Source organism: Fructilactobacillus sp. X2R6C1 (assembly GCF_059901295.1).
Map to the genome: position 1 here is coordinate 274,780 of NZ_JBWXUZ010000001.1, position 13,982 is coordinate 288,761.

The 13,982-nt window shown below is 39.6% G+C and carries 10 protein-coding genes; 6 read left to right on the forward strand and 4 right to left on the reverse strand.

Annotation, left to right across the window (positions count from 1 at the left end):
* Positions 1–6: 6 nt before the first annotated feature.
* The 4 genes from AC6UDF_RS01370 to AC6UDF_RS01385 all read right to left on the reverse strand — a co-directional run bounded on the left by AC6UDF_RS01370 (position 7) and on the right by AC6UDF_RS01385 (position 5,604).
* The gene (locus AC6UDF_RS01370; RefSeq protein ID WP_500693503.1) at positions 7–1,353 is read right to left on the reverse strand and encodes an APC family permease; all 1,347 of its coding nucleotides are present in this window, start codon (positions 1,351–1,353) and stop codon (positions 7–9) included.
* A gap of 270 nt (positions 1,354–1,623) precedes the next feature.
* A complete protein-coding gene (hflX, locus tag AC6UDF_RS01375) occupies positions 1,624–2,886 on the reverse strand; it encodes a GTPase HflX (RefSeq protein WP_500693504.1) in 1,263 nt (420 codons plus the stop codon).
* A gap of 10 nt (positions 2,887–2,896) precedes the next feature.
* Positions 2,897–3,553: a histidine phosphatase family protein gene (locus AC6UDF_RS01380; protein WP_500693505.1), complete on the reverse strand. Its 657-nt coding sequence runs from the start codon at positions 3,551–3,553 to the stop codon at positions 2,897–2,899.
* A 185-nt stretch (positions 3,554–3,738) separates the two neighbouring features.
* The gene (locus AC6UDF_RS01385; protein ID WP_500693506.1) at positions 3,739–5,604 is read right to left on the reverse strand and encodes a cation:proton antiporter domain-containing protein; all 1,866 of its coding nucleotides are present in this window, start codon (positions 5,602–5,604) and stop codon (positions 3,739–3,741) included.
* A gap of 90 nt (positions 5,605–5,694) precedes the next feature.
* Between AC6UDF_RS01385 and helD the strand changes: the two genes are divergently transcribed.
* The 6 genes from helD (at position 5,695) to AC6UDF_RS01415 (ending at position 13,938) form a co-directional block, all read left to right on the forward strand.
* On the forward strand, positions 5,695–7,995 hold the full coding sequence (helD, locus tag AC6UDF_RS01390) for an RNA polymerase recycling motor HelD (RefSeq protein WP_500693507.1): 2,301 nt from the start codon (positions 5,695–5,697) through the stop codon (positions 7,993–7,995).
* A gap of 10 nt (positions 7,996–8,005) precedes the next feature.
* Positions 8,006–8,920, forward strand: a complete 915-nt coding sequence (gene coaA, locus AC6UDF_RS01395; RefSeq protein WP_500693508.1) for a type I pantothenate kinase — start codon at positions 8,006–8,008, stop codon at positions 8,918–8,920.
* 134 nt (positions 8,921–9,054) lie between these two features.
* Positions 9,055–9,507 carry a CopY/TcrY family copper transport repressor gene (locus AC6UDF_RS01400; protein ID WP_500693610.1) on the forward strand — a complete coding sequence of 151 codons (453 nt, stop codon included), beginning with the start codon at positions 9,055–9,057 and terminating at the stop codon, positions 9,505–9,507.
* 14 nt (positions 9,508–9,521) lie between these two features.
* The gene (locus AC6UDF_RS01405; protein ID WP_500693509.1) at positions 9,522–11,705 is read left to right on the forward strand and encodes a heavy metal translocating P-type ATPase; all 2,184 of its coding nucleotides are present in this window, start codon (positions 9,522–9,524) and stop codon (positions 11,703–11,705) included.
* 106 nt (positions 11,706–11,811) lie between these two features.
* Positions 11,812–12,999: an MFS transporter gene (locus AC6UDF_RS01410; protein WP_500693510.1), complete on the forward strand. Its 1,188-nt coding sequence runs from the start codon at positions 11,812–11,814 to the stop codon at positions 12,997–12,999.
* Between the two features lie 54 nt (positions 13,000–13,053).
* Positions 13,054–13,938, forward strand: coding sequence for an RluA family pseudouridine synthase (locus tag AC6UDF_RS01415; RefSeq protein ID WP_500693511.1), 885 nt, complete (start codon positions 13,054–13,056; stop codon positions 13,936–13,938).
* The last annotated feature ends 44 nt before the right edge of the window (positions 13,939–13,982 follow it).

Here is a 13,982-nt window from a genome sequence, read left to right on the forward strand (position 1 = left end):
GATCTCTTATTTTTTAACCTTATTTCTTTTGAGAATAACTTCAAAGTAATAGATTGGAATCCCGAGTGCAACGATTCCCAGTGAGCAAACGACCCCAATGAAGTCTGATCCAATTTCTGAACAGATTACGAAAAGGGATGCCAAAATAGCTAAGATTGGTGTGAATGGATATAGTGGAACTGAGAAGACTCGCTTTCGGTCGGGGTGACGTTTTCTAAGGATGAAAACCCCGAAGAACGCCATCACGTAAAAACAATAGACAGTAAAGATACATAGTTCTGAGAGTCGGTCGGCATCAAAGAAACAGATCATGATGATTACGATTACTAGAACAGCAGCAATTGATACCACTGGCGTTCTGGTCTTTGGATTGAGGTAAGCTAACTGCTTAGAGAACGGAAGTTGATTTTCTTTCGCCATGGCATACATGATACGGGGAAAGGTCATGATTTTTCCGTTCATGCACCCGATGATTGAGATGATGATACCAATACTTAAAATCTTCCCACCGATCATTCCAAAATCTTTGTTAGCCATGTATGGAATGGCATTTGTTCCAAGATCATGAATTTTCTCGGGACCAATGCTTTTTAAAACACCGTATGAAACTAGCATATAAATGGCAATGACAATTAAAATTCCGAAGGTGATAGCACGTGGTAGCATCTTTTTAGGGTTTTTGATTTCTCCACCAAGGTTAGCAACTAGGATCCACCCGTCAAAGGCAAATAGAGTGGCTAACATGGCAACTCCAAAACCACCAACTGAGGAGTGGACGTCACTAACACTTTGAGTAAAAGCATTAGCGTGACCAAAGAAAAGTCCGAAGATAATAAGCGCTGCGACTGGGACGAGCTTACAAATTGTGGTAATAATTGAAAAAGCAGCTCCAAATCGATTGGGAAAGGTATTTAATAGACCAACCGCAACAACTGCAATGATAGCTATCGGAATGTTCCATTCTGATGAAATATGGAAAAAGTCACCTAATAGGATGGCAAGATAAGCTCCAAGTGAAGCGATCATTGCGGGACCATAAACAATAATCTGCATCCATCCAGATAAAAAGCCCCAAAACTTGTTATAAATGACTTCCATGTATGCATATAGTCCACCGGTTTCTGGAATTTGCGAGGCAATCTCGGCAATTGAAAGTCCCGCGGCTAAAGTCAGAAGTCCCCCGGCTAGCCAAGCCAGCATGGCACCATTTGCTGATCCTGCATCGTTTAGAACGGCAGCTTGTCTAACAAATATTCCAACTCCGATGATGGTTCCAACTACAAGTGAGAGTGCGGACCAAATTCCTAAAGAACGGTTTAACTTTACATTGGACTCTTCTTTTGGTTTCTTCATATAAAATTCCTCCCTTTGAGAATAAAAAAAGTCCCTGACAACTAAATGTCAGGGACGCAAATTTGCGCGGTTCCACCCAAAATTCTCTGAAATTTTCAGAGCGCTTTTTGTTGTGTATTAATGTGTTTTAAGAGGTGGTTAAATAAAGATTAGTCAGCCAACTTCCAGAATAACGTCGGCTTCTCTTGGGCGGTTTCTTTAAATATTGTTCTCTTAAATTAGTATAGGACCATTTAACCGCGATCCATATTAAATGTCAATGTAATTTTATTAATTAACTTCGTATTTTTGGTATTTTTTGGCCGATGTTTCAGGAAGTTCAACTTTCAACCTCGTTCCCTGATCGGTGTAGTCAGTCTGATAAACCGTTTCGTTTTCATTTAGGTCCGAAACTACTTGGCCACTACTGAAAGGGATGAGGTACGTCTTTTTGACGTAATCTTTAAACAAGTTTTGAGAAATTATGTCAATTAATAAATTAATTGAATCAGGGTCAAGAGCTGACATGATGATGTTATTGCCTTCACGAACAGGATAATTTTCTCCACTCTTATCAGCCTTATTAAAGACCTTAATCATGTTAATGTCGGGGACCCCGATTTCTCTTAGAGTTTTTTCAGTAGTTTGCATCATTAGTTCTTGATTTGGGTCAGAGTAGTCAACTACCTGTACCAAGAGATCAGCGTTGCTTGCCTCTTTTAAAGTTGATTTAAAGGCTTGAATTAGTTGATGCGGAAGTTGACTGACAAAACCAACCGTGTCGGTTGCAAGAAAACGTTTATGGTTTGGTAGCTCAATCTTTCGCACGCTGGTGTCCAAGGTGGCAAATAGCATGTTTTTAACGGTAACTTCTTTCTCCTCGTTTTCACCAAATCGTTTTACCAGTTGATTCATAATCGTGGATTTGCCTGCGTTGGTGTAACCAACAAGAGCAATGGTTTTCAAATCGTTTTGTTTGCGCTTTTTACTTTGAGTGTCGTATGATTTGTCAATTTCCTTTAATTCGTGACGAACGTGCGTGATTTGATGTTGAATGGTTCGACGATTCAATTCAATTTGGGTTTCACCAGCACCACGGTTAGCTAGTCCGCCACCAGCAGACTGTTGGTCTAATCGTTGACTAGCACTAGTACGAAGCCTCGGGAGTTGATAGTTTAGTTTGGCCAATTGGACCTGTAACTTGGCTTCACGGGAATGAGCTCGATTGGCGAAGATTTCCAAAATTAGCCCAGTTCGGTCAATGATTTTAGCATTGGTTAATTTTTCAAGGTTTCGAATTTGACTAGGACTGAGTTCATCGTTTGCCACAATGATATCTGTCCCAGACGTTTTGACGAGTTGTTCTAGAAATTCAACCTTACCTTTGCCGAAGTAGGTTGCTGGATCAGGGTGATCCAACTTTTGGGTCACGGTTTCAACGCTATGCATGTTGTTCGCGGTGACTAAGTTGTTAAGTTCCTCCATTGAGTACTGAAAATTAGCATCATTTAAATCTAAACCAATTGTAATTACATCAGTAAAGTTGTCGATCATTTATACTCCTTTAGACTGGATCTGAAATGTTGTTATAGTATTTGATAATATAATCGCCATCTTTATAATCAACTTTAGTGACGCTGCCATTCTGAATGGGTTCACTAATATCGATGTCACTAAAACGACTAACAATACTTCGAATGAGAGTTCCATGAGCGGTAATGAGAATATCATCACCATCTTCAGCGTTGTTAACGATTTCGTCCAGCCCAGTTTGAACTCGTTTCCAAAACTGTGAATCATTTTCGGCATCCCCGTATGGATCAGCGTCAGCAATCATGTCGCGGGTCTTTTCCATCGTATAAGTGGCGATCATTTGACTGTATGAATCAGCGCCAGACGGCCCCCCAATGATGTGCCAAACTTGTCCCATGTCATTGCCCTCAAAGTATCCAAAATTCTCTTCTCTGAGGTTTTCCATTTCGATCGGTTCAACTAGTCCTGATGGATTTTCCTTTAGGATTAGTTCGGCGGTGTCACGGGCCCTTTTGGTATCACTACTATATGCCTTGTTGAAATCAACCTTATTAAGGTGTTTTCCAGCATCGATTGCATCGGTGATTCCCTTATCGGTTAAAGCTGAGTCTGCCCATCCCTGTAAACGATGGTAACGATTCAAATATGTTTGGCCGTGTCTGACAAAATATAAATTGATTGAAGTCATTTTTATTTCCCCCTGATTCACTAGTTGCTTAATTCTAGCATATTTTAACGTCCAAGATAAACGGGACGGGTGGAATTGGTATAATTTAGTAATCATTTGAAATAATCATTATATTGTTTTGCGTAAATCATCATGAACCAGATAAAAAATCCACTGACATCATCTTAGTCAGTGGATTAATTAATTTAATTTTGTGATGCTTCCGGGTTAAAATCACTTCTGATTTGAATTCCAGTTCCCTTTTGGGCTGAGAAAATAATTTGATCACCTAATCTTAGGATCGTCTCACCGGTCGGGTGAAGTAGTTTATGGTCGCGAAAGATTTCGTTAATGGTAATGTCACTACTAAAGGGAAGGTCTTTGACTGCTATGTTAGCCAAACTCGGATTAGTTAGTTTAACTTCATGGAGAACTGATTCGTTAGATTCAATCATCTTAAATGTTGACGGGACCTCAATCAACTCTCTTAGCATGGCAATGTTGACGGCAAGGTTGTTATATATCTCAACTCCTAGAGAAAGGAGTTCATCTTGATGCTTATCAAGGACATCGCGATTTTCAAAACGAGCGATAACCCGTTTGACACCGTACTTTTTAGCTGACTTGGCCAACTCGTAACTTTTCTCTGAATCAAAGTAGGCCATGACGACGATATCGCAGTCAAAATAGCCGTTGTCAATTAAAAATCTTGGGTCAAGCTTAGAAACAAGATGAACGTTAGCCTGACTGTTATAGGAGCGGTAGTGCTCCTGATTATCAGTGTATACGTTAACGTCGTACCACCCAGTTGAAAGTTGTTGAGCGACTGGGATGGTAGTTAAGTTAACCCCAAAGAAATTAACCTTAATCTTAGGATAGGTTTCTGGTTCGACCTTAAAGGCCTTGTTAAAGACCAGTGGGCCAATGATACAGGTAATAATTGCTGCAAGCAAAAATGCCCCCGACTGTTGAGATGTGATCACTTTCATCCCCTTAGCAACTTGGAGAATTGCAAGAACCATGGTGATGGTTGCACTCGGAAGGGCCATTCCAGCCAGTGAGTTTTGCTTATTGAAACGTAACCTAAAGATGGGATAAAGTCCCAACTTCGCGATGATGTAACTAGCAAAGAAAACAGGGATTAGAACCAAAGTCGCTGGGTTTGACAGCAACTCTTTGACATTCAAACCAACACCACTCATGATAAAGAAGACTGGAATGAAGAGCCCATATCCGATTGAATCCAATCGATCTTTCGTGGTTTCGGATGGTTGTAGTAATTTATAGACCATTCCACCGATGAATGCCCCTAAGATGTCCTCTGATCCAACAAAGACGGCAATCGTTGATAGTAAAACAATGATGAAGAAAGCTAGCCGAATGTCAATCTGAGTGGTTGATTTATTGATTTGGTCTGAAACCTTGAAGAAACGTTTAAACCACCACAATAAAAAACCTGCTACCACAAATAGAATCAGGATGAGCCATAGTGACTTACTGTCGGAACCAAATACCGATGCGTAGATCGTCAGGGCAAAGATCGGTAAAACTTCACCAAGGGCAGCAATTAACAGGATGGTTTGGCCAAAGGCGCTTCCAGTGACGTCTTTTTCCTTTAAGGCTGCGATGACCACGCCAAGTGAAATGGTAGCAAACAAGATTGAAGCTAACCAGAAGTCACTGAATAGTCCAGTTAGTTTACAGAAGTATCCTAGGATTAATGCTAGAATGATAACCGTTGCATACCCCATAAAGGCTAGTTGAACGGATGAAAATCGTGGAGCAGTTTTGCTTGATTTTTTTTCTAGTTCACTGGGATTTTTGTTTTTGGGTTTAAATAAGGAAAAATCGATTTCCATTCCACTCAAAAACAGTAGGACGATCACACCAATCTTGGAAAGAATGGATAAAATGTTTGAGTCGGAAACGATGTTGAATAAACTGGGTCCTAATATGATTCCAACTAAAATTTCAACGACTGCGGTTGGCAGCATTGAAATGTGGAATCGTGCCATCACTAATGGAGTTATTAGGGCCGCAAGTAGAACAATTACTAATGAGATTGAATCCATATTACGATCACCTTGGTTTATATATTTTGTTCAGTTGAGTTAATATGTTAGAATATTTAATCAAGTTTAGCAAGCAGGAGGGATTATCCGTTGGAAAATTCAATTAAAGATGAAGAACAGAAACACCTTGATTTTGTTGAAAGCAAAATTGAAATGGCAGAGGTCGATGCTGCTAAAAAAATTAAAAAAGCGAAGGGTGACCAATCGGAAATCCAAAAGAACTTTTTTAACGATGTTCGTTTAAAGACAAGTACATATAGTGGACAGATGGAGACGGGTGTCTCGGTTAGACAGCAACAGCAATTACTTTCGGAACGTGAGAATCGCTGGAAGAACGCCGCAAGGGATCTTGATACGCTAAAACGGTTGGATCAAAATCCCTACTTTGCTCGAATTGATTTTCACGAAGAAGGCGAGAAACACACTGAAACCATTTACATTGGCCTAGCGTCATTTACCGATAATCCTGACGATTATCTGGTGTACGACTGGCGGGCACCTATTTCCAGTATTTATTATGATAGTGGAATTGGTGAAATGACGTATGATTCACCGGCTGGTCCCCAAAAGGTTGACGTCAAGTTAAAGCGACAGATTGAGATCAAGAACGGTAAGATTGAAACCATCTTTGATACAGACGAAGCCCTTGGAGACAACTTACTTCTAGAAAATCTCAGTCATCAGTCTGATACCAAAATGAAGAGCATCGTTACCACGATTCAAAAAGAGCAGAACCAGATCATTCGTGATACTGATTCTGATTTGCTTTTTGTTCAGGGAGCGGCCGGGTCAGGAAAAACGGCTGCTGTTTTGCAACGAATTGCATACTTACTTTATCGTTATCGTGGTAATTTGAATTCTGGACAGGTAATCTTATTTTCCCCCAACCAACTTTTTAATGACTACATCAATGAGGTCTTACCCCAGTTAGGGGAACAAAATATGGTTCAGATGACGTACTACCAATACACCAACCGACGAGTTCCCCACTTGGAGGTTGAAACCATTGGTGAACGTTTTGTCGAAACTCATGAAAAACACCAACAAAAGGTGGTTGACTTCAAAAACAGCTTGGATTTCTTTGATCTAGTTGGAAAGTACGCCCACCATTTAAATAAGGAAAACTTTCAGTTTAAAGACATTAAATTTGAAGATAATGTCTTTATTTCTAAGGAAGATATTAGCGAAATTTACTACAGTTTTAACGAAAACTATAACTTACGGAATCGTTTGGAAGCTACCAAGGAAGAACTGAATAAGATTTTAAATCGTCACATTGGGAGTGAGATGAAAAAGAAGTGGGTCGAAGAAACCATTGAAGGACTTGACCAGCAACAACTTCAGGCAATTTACGCTAAATATGGCGAAAGTATGGATAATCCCGATAAGGAATATAACTTTTTGGCTAAAAAGATTGTCCAAAACGCTTTTAGAAACGTTAGAAAGGCCATTACTCGCGGTCGATTTGTTAGTATCAATCGTCAGTTCGTTAATCTAATCAGAAACGTTCCTAGAATTACCGACTTGAGCAAGTATGGAATTGATGAACAGGAATGGAATGACGGGGTTGAAAAATCAATTGAGCGATTAAAGAATGGCAAAATTAGTGATGCTGATATTTCAATTTATCTTTACTTGTATGATTTAATATCTGGAAAACGTCCTGATATCCACATGCGTTATTTGTTTGCCGATGAAGTTCAAGACTATACTCCATTTCAGTTGGCTTACCTCAAGTTTAATTTTCCAAGGGCGAAGTTTACTTTACTAGGAGACCTCAACCAAGCGATCTTCACCCATGAGAGTAGCAATAGCCTTTTGCGGGAAATGAAGACGATGTTTGATCCCGAGAAGACCAGGGTCATCGAACTTAATAAGTCTTATCGTTCAACTGAACAAATCACTGATTTTACCAAGCATCTGATCCCAGATGGCAGTAAGATCCAGTCGTTTGCTAGAAGTGGTGAACTTCCTAAAATTAACGTTGTCAAAGATTTTAATAAGGGAATAAACGTTTTAAAGAATACGATTCAGGTAAATTATCAGGCGAGTGATACCACGGCCGTCATTGCTAAATCGTTAGATGAGTGTCGACGAGTTCATGATGAGCTAAAAAAAGATGGGATTAAATCCACGTTGATTCAAACCGAAAATCAGCGGTTGGTCAAGGGTGTTATTGTTGTTCCGGCCTATCTAGCTAAGGGACTTGAGTTTGACGCCGTTGTAATGTGGAATGGTTCTAAAGAAGAATATCCAACGGAGCGTGATGATCAGTTAGTGTACACAATTTGTAGTCGTGCTATGCACCGCCTGGACGTGATTTCAGTTGGGGAATTATCACCAACGTTTAAGGACGTTCCAAAGGATGAGTATGATTTAGTAACCAAGTAGGTGAGTTTTGTTGAAGGATTTCTATGAATTTAGTAAAAATGAATGGAAACAGTTTTATCCAAACGAATCGGCTCCGATTACACAGGCTAATTTGGAAAGATTAAAGGCCTTTAATGATCAGATCTCACTTGATGATGTTTCTGATATTTACATGCCATTGGTACGCTTATTAGAACTGGCTTCTAAGCATTACCAAGATTGGGAGCTTACTGAAAGTGATTTTCTAAAACGTAAAACGCCTAAAATTCCATTTATCATCGGAATTTCGGGAAGTGTAGCTGTGGGGAAATCAACCGCAGCGCGTTTGCTTCAATACCTTTTTACCGATTTATTGCCAGAAATGAAAACGCAACTAATCACGACTGATGGTTTTTTGTATCCAACTAAGGTCTTAAAAGAAAAGGGCATTCTTGATCGTAAAGGGTTTCCTGAAAGCTATGACATGGAATCATTGATTCAGTTTTTGGTTAAGATTAAAGCCGGCGTGAAAGAAGTAAAAGCACCAGTTTACTCTCATCAAACGTATGACATTATTCCTCATCGTTATGATGTCATCACTAATCCCGACATTTTAATCATTGAAGGAATTAACACGCTTCAAATTCCTGATCATCAAAAACTCTATATTGGTGATTTTACTGATTTTTCGATCTATATCGATGCTAATCCAGATCTGATTGAGACTTGGTACCTTAATCGTTTTAAGAAGTTAATGAAAACGGCTTTTCAGGATCCAACTAATTATTACTATAAGTACGCAAAAGAGGAGCCAGAACAGGCGGTTAAAATGGCGGGAAACGTTTGGAAAACCGTCAATTTACCGAACTTAAAGGAGTACATTTTACCAACACGTGAAAGAGCCAACCTTATTATTCATAAAGGTGTAGGGCACATCGTTGATAAAGTTTATCTTAGGAAATATTAAAATAAAAATCGCTCGATCGTTATAATTCAATGATTGAGCGATTTTTTATTGATAAATAGATTAAATGGTTGCAAAGTTTACAGATGTAGATTATGATTAACATTGAATTTACAGATGTAAACCATGAATTGGAGGTGAATTATTTGGATCAAACCAAAAAAATTGAAGAAATTACGCCCGCTGAATGGCAAATTATGCGGTTGATTTGGACGATGGGAGATAGTTCATCACGAAAAATAATTGATACGATTGCGAAAAAACGTGATTGGAAAGAGTCAACGATTAAAACGTTACTTAGTCGATTGGTTAAGAAGGGATTGTTGACTCGGTTTAAAAAAGGACGCTATTTCGTTTATTCGCCCACTGTTAACGAACAGAATGCGATGAATCTAAGTGCTGAAGAACTTTTTGAACAAATGTGCGACATGCGTAAGGGCCAGACCATTATGGATTTGATTAACCAAAGTAAGATTAGTAAGAGTGATATTCACAAGTTGGGTGAAGTTTTGAGACAAAAGCTAAAAACCGCCCCCGATAAAGTGGATTGTAACTGTTTACCAGGCGATATGAGTATGGATTGTCAATAGAGAGGAGCTTTTTAATGAAGGATATGGACAATGGAAAACATGATTCAATGGGGAAAATGAATATGAATCATGATAACCATAATATGAAAAATATGAACCCCAAAGACAGTGATAATAGTCAAATGAACATGAAGGGTAATTCTAAAATGAAAATGGACCATGGTTCGATGAAAATGGATCATGGATCTATGAACATGGGAAACGGTTCAATGGATATGGGTGGCGGCCACATGATGAACATGGGAAACTTCAAACGGCGCTTTTGGATTTCATTGATTATTACGATTCCCATCTTATTACTTTCTCCGTTTATGGGGATGAAGTTGCCGTTTCAGATTACTTTTCCGGGGTCTGATTGGATTGTAATGATTCTTTCAACCATTCTGTTCTTTTATGGTGGTCAACCATTCTTTAGTGGAGCCAAAAATGAGTTGAAAAGTCATGCTCCAGCAATGATGACGTTGATTACACTAGGTATTTCAGCTTCGTACTTTTATAGTTTGTATGCTTTTATTATGAATACCTTCATTAATCCAAACGGTCATGTGATGAATTTCTTCTGGGAACTAGCAAGCTTGATTGTCATTATGCTACTAGGTCACTGGATTGAAATGGATGCGGTCATGAATGCTGGCGATGCGCTTAAAAAGATGGCTGCACTACTTCCAAGCACAGCCCATTTGGTTGAATCTAACGGAGAAACTAAGGATATTCAACTAGACCAGTTAAAAGCCGGCGACATTGTTTTGGTTCAACCGGGTGAAAAAGTTCCAGCTGACGGCGTGGTTGATTCTGGAACTAGTGCTGTAAACGAAGCCTTAGTAACTGGTGAGTCGAAGGCAGTGACTAAGAAAAAGGGAAGTAAAGTAATTGGTGGATCCGTCAACGGTGATGGTAGTATGCAAGTCAAAGTTACCGCCACTGCTAAAGATGGATACCTAGCTCAAGTTATTAAAATGGTGCAAGCCGCTCAAAAGGAAAAATCAAAAGCGGAGACGTTAGCTGACAAGGTTTCGCGCTGGTTGTTCTATGGCGCCCTGATCATTGGAATTTTAGCATTGGTCGTTTGGACGATTTTAAGCGGATTAAGTTATGGACTGCAACGAATGATTACGGTCCTGGTTATCGCATGTCCCCACGCTTTAGGTTTAGCCATCCCACTAGTCGTAGCTAGAAGTACCTCAATTGCCGCTCAGAATGGACTGTTAATCAGAAATCGTCAGTCAATTGAAGAGGTTAAACGTTTGGATTACGTCTTTATGGATAAGACTGGGACTCTGACTGAAGGAGTCTTTCAAGTCAATGATGTAATCTCTGATTCCGATATGAGTAACGAAGAACTTCTGACTAAATTTGCTGATCTTGAAGCTAATTCTAGTCATCCTCTAGCAGCTGGAATCCTAGCCAAGGCTAAAAAGGAGCAAGTTTCCGTCGTCCCAGCCAAGAACGTCCAAGCCATTCAGGGAGTTGGACTAACGGGACAAATTGACGGAAAAGAGTATAAGATTGTGACAGCTAAGTATCTGACTGATAATCACATGGACTACGATCATAAACAATTTGATAATCTTGCTAGTCAAGGTAATTCGATTAGTTACTTGGTAAGTGATGATAAGGTGCTTGGGGTGATTGCCCAAGGAGATGTTCTTCGTCCTAAGTCAATTGACTTAATTAAGGCACTTAGAAGAATGAACATTACCCCCGTAATGCTCACTGGTGATAATGACTTGGCTGCTAAGCGAGTTGCTCATCAATTGGGTGATATTGATTATCGGTCCGAACTACTTCCACAAAATAAGGAAGAAATCATCAAAGAGTATCAGAATAAGGGTAATGATGTCATGATGGTTGGTGACGGTATCAACGATGCTCCGAGTTTATCACGTGCTAACATTGGAGTGGCCATCGGTGCTGGAACCGACATTGCCATCGAATCGGCTGACGTTGTACTGGTTAGAAGTGATCCAGAAGATATCATTGACTTCTTAGACCTTGCCAGAGCAACTAACCGGAAAATGGTTGAGAACCTCTGGTGGGGAGCTGGCTACAATATCATTGCAATGCCACTTGCTGCTGGGATCTTAGCTCCAATTGGAATTATCCTTTCGCCAGCCGTTGGGGCCTTGATTATGTCAGCTTCAACCATCATTGTGGCTGTGAATGCTTTCACCCTTCATATGGGAAAGATTAAAGAATAAACAATTAATTAGTCGATTAAGCAAGAGTGGCTTTCATTTGCCACTCTTTTTTTGTATAATCGATCCATTAAGTAATAAATTAAGTAACAAGGGATGGTGGGTGTTCATGGATCAACAAAAGAAAAAGTATTCCCCAATGATGAAGTTTTCGTTGTTGGCGGTTTCGTTAGTTTTAGCGTCATCACTGTCAGTTTCAGCGGAAGTACCACAATGGCAGCGTGCATTTCCAGGGCATTCATATTCAAGTATTGAGTTAATTGCCACCATGCCAGCTTTAGCAGTGATCATCTTCCTGCTTGGAAGTAGTTGGATTGCTAAAAAGATTGGTGCCAAAAGAACCGTTATACTCGGGTTGCTGGTCAGCGGAATCGCTGGAGTGATTCCCATTTTTGTTACTAATTATTATGTAATGCTTATTTCACGATTTGCTTTTGGAATTGGACTTGGTTTGTTGAATGGACTGGCCGTTAGTCTGATTGGAACCTTCTTTAAGGGAAAAGAAAAGAATCAACTGATGGGAGTTAGAAGTGGATTTGAGATGTTGGGTAATGCCATTTCAGCGTACGTTGCTGGTGCATTACTAGTTGATTTTGGTTGGCATAGTGCTTTTCTAATTTATACCTTGGCATTTCCGGTTGCCATCTTGTTTTTCTTCTTTGTTCCGTCACCACCAAAAGTGGAACATTATCAAGCGGAACGAAAAAACAAATACTTTCCAAAGATTAATACTGATGTTCTTTTCTGGACCATGCTACTTGCTGGATATCAAATTACGTATGTGGGTGCCACCGTTCGAATTGCTGAATTTATTGAAGGAACCGGGATTGGTTCCACGCAACAGTCAGCGGTTGTTATCAGTATTGCCCCAATCTTTGGTTTAGTTGGTGGTATAGTCTTCAGTATGGCACTGATGAAGTTGAAGAAATATTTATTGCCTGTCGGAATTATTGCTAGTGGATTTTGTCAGCTATGGATTGGGTTATCACACTCGTTCTTTAGTGCGGCGCTTGGCTTTTTCCTAGTAACTTTTCTTGATGCGATTGTGGTTTCCTACATTTTAAACATTGCAACTGAAATTTCATCCAAAGGAACTTTGAACTTAACCACTTCAATCTTGTTGATTGGTAGTAATTGTGGAATCTTTTTAGCGCCGATTGCTTTAGGTGGGATTGATTCGGTATTTAGTTCCAATAAGCCCGCATTAACCTTTGTAGTTTGTGGAATTATTCTACTAGCTATGGGAGCCGTTGGTGTATGGGATATTAAATTTTTACGCAGAAAAATATTTAATTAGGGCAGTGCATTTGATGCATCGCCTTATTTATTTTGGTCAAAGGAGCAAAAAACCATGAAAGTTAATTTTAAAAGTTCTCATACTAGTCCCATATCGCTCAAGGCCTTTTTGAGTCAACATGGGATTAGTCATCGGATGTATGCAGACTTAAAGCGAGCGAAAAATGCTTTTAAGATTAATGCTAAGGCCGTCAAGCCATCGGTTAACGTTGCTTTTGATGATGTCGTCTCTGTTTTTCTCCCAAATGAATTATCTGATCCACGAATTGCGGTTAGTTTTGAACCAATTAATGTAATTTACGAAGATGAGAATTGGCTAGTGGTTAATAAAGAAGCTGGGTTAACGTCGGTTCCAGGCCCAAGCAACCAATCCGATACACTGGTGAATCGGATTAAAGGCCATTTAATAAACGAAGAGGCCGCAAATTTACGACCGCACATTATTACACGTTTGGATCGGTTTACTAGTGGAGTGGTCTTAGTTGCTAAAAATCGTTTGGCAAATAGTTATGCCAATGAAGAGCTGAATCGTCATGAAATTGATAAGCGATACCTAGCAATCGTTTCTGGCAAAATGACACAAAAGCACGGAATCATTGACCAGCCAATTGGGCGAATTGGTGATAACTTTGCGAGACAAGTGACTACGTCGGGAAAGGCCGCACAGACGGAATACTGGGTTAAAAAAGACTTAAGTGATGCATCACTATTAGAAATTAAACTTCACACTGGGCGTACCCATCAGATTCGGGTTCACATGACATCGATTGGTCACCGGCTGCTTGGTGATGAACTTTATCATGGTCCACTTGATCGGGGAATTAAACGCCAGGCGTTACATGCTTTTACGCTTTTTTTCTTTGATCCGTTTCAAGGACGGCAGTTAAATTTTGAAGCCAAGTTGCCTGATGATATGGAAAAGGTAATTTCCAAAAATTAGTATGTAAATTTTTTAAAATTTGCTACAATAAAGTTAGTAAAGTA

What these genes read in the sequence shown, in the direction of transcription:
- hflX (WP_500693504.1), bottom strand. Translation starts at nt 2,886, where the DNA reads ATGATCGACAACTTTACTGATGTAATTACAATTGGTTTAGATTTAAAT.
- AC6UDF_RS01410 (WP_500693510.1), top strand. Translation starts at nt 11,812, where the DNA reads ATGGATCAACAAAAGAAAAAGTATTCCCCAATGATGAAGTTTTCGTTG.
- AC6UDF_RS01380 (WP_500693505.1), bottom strand. Translation starts at nt 3,553, where the DNA reads ATGACTTCAATCAATTTATATTTTGTCAGACACGGCCAAACATATTTG.
- AC6UDF_RS01405 (WP_500693509.1), top strand. Translation starts at nt 9,522, where the DNA reads ATGAAGGATATGGACAATGGAAAACATGATTCAATGGGGAAAATGAAT.
- AC6UDF_RS01370 (WP_500693503.1), bottom strand. Translation starts at nt 1,353, where the DNA reads ATGAAGAAACCAAAAGAAGAGTCCAATGTAAAGTTAAACCGTTCTTTA.
- AC6UDF_RS01385 (WP_500693506.1), bottom strand. Translation starts at nt 5,604, where the DNA reads ATGGATTCAATCTCATTAGTAATTGTTCTACTTGCGGCCCTAATAACT.
- AC6UDF_RS01415 (WP_500693511.1), top strand. Translation starts at nt 13,054, where the DNA reads ATGAAAGTTAATTTTAAAAGTTCTCATACTAGTCCCATATCGCTCAAG.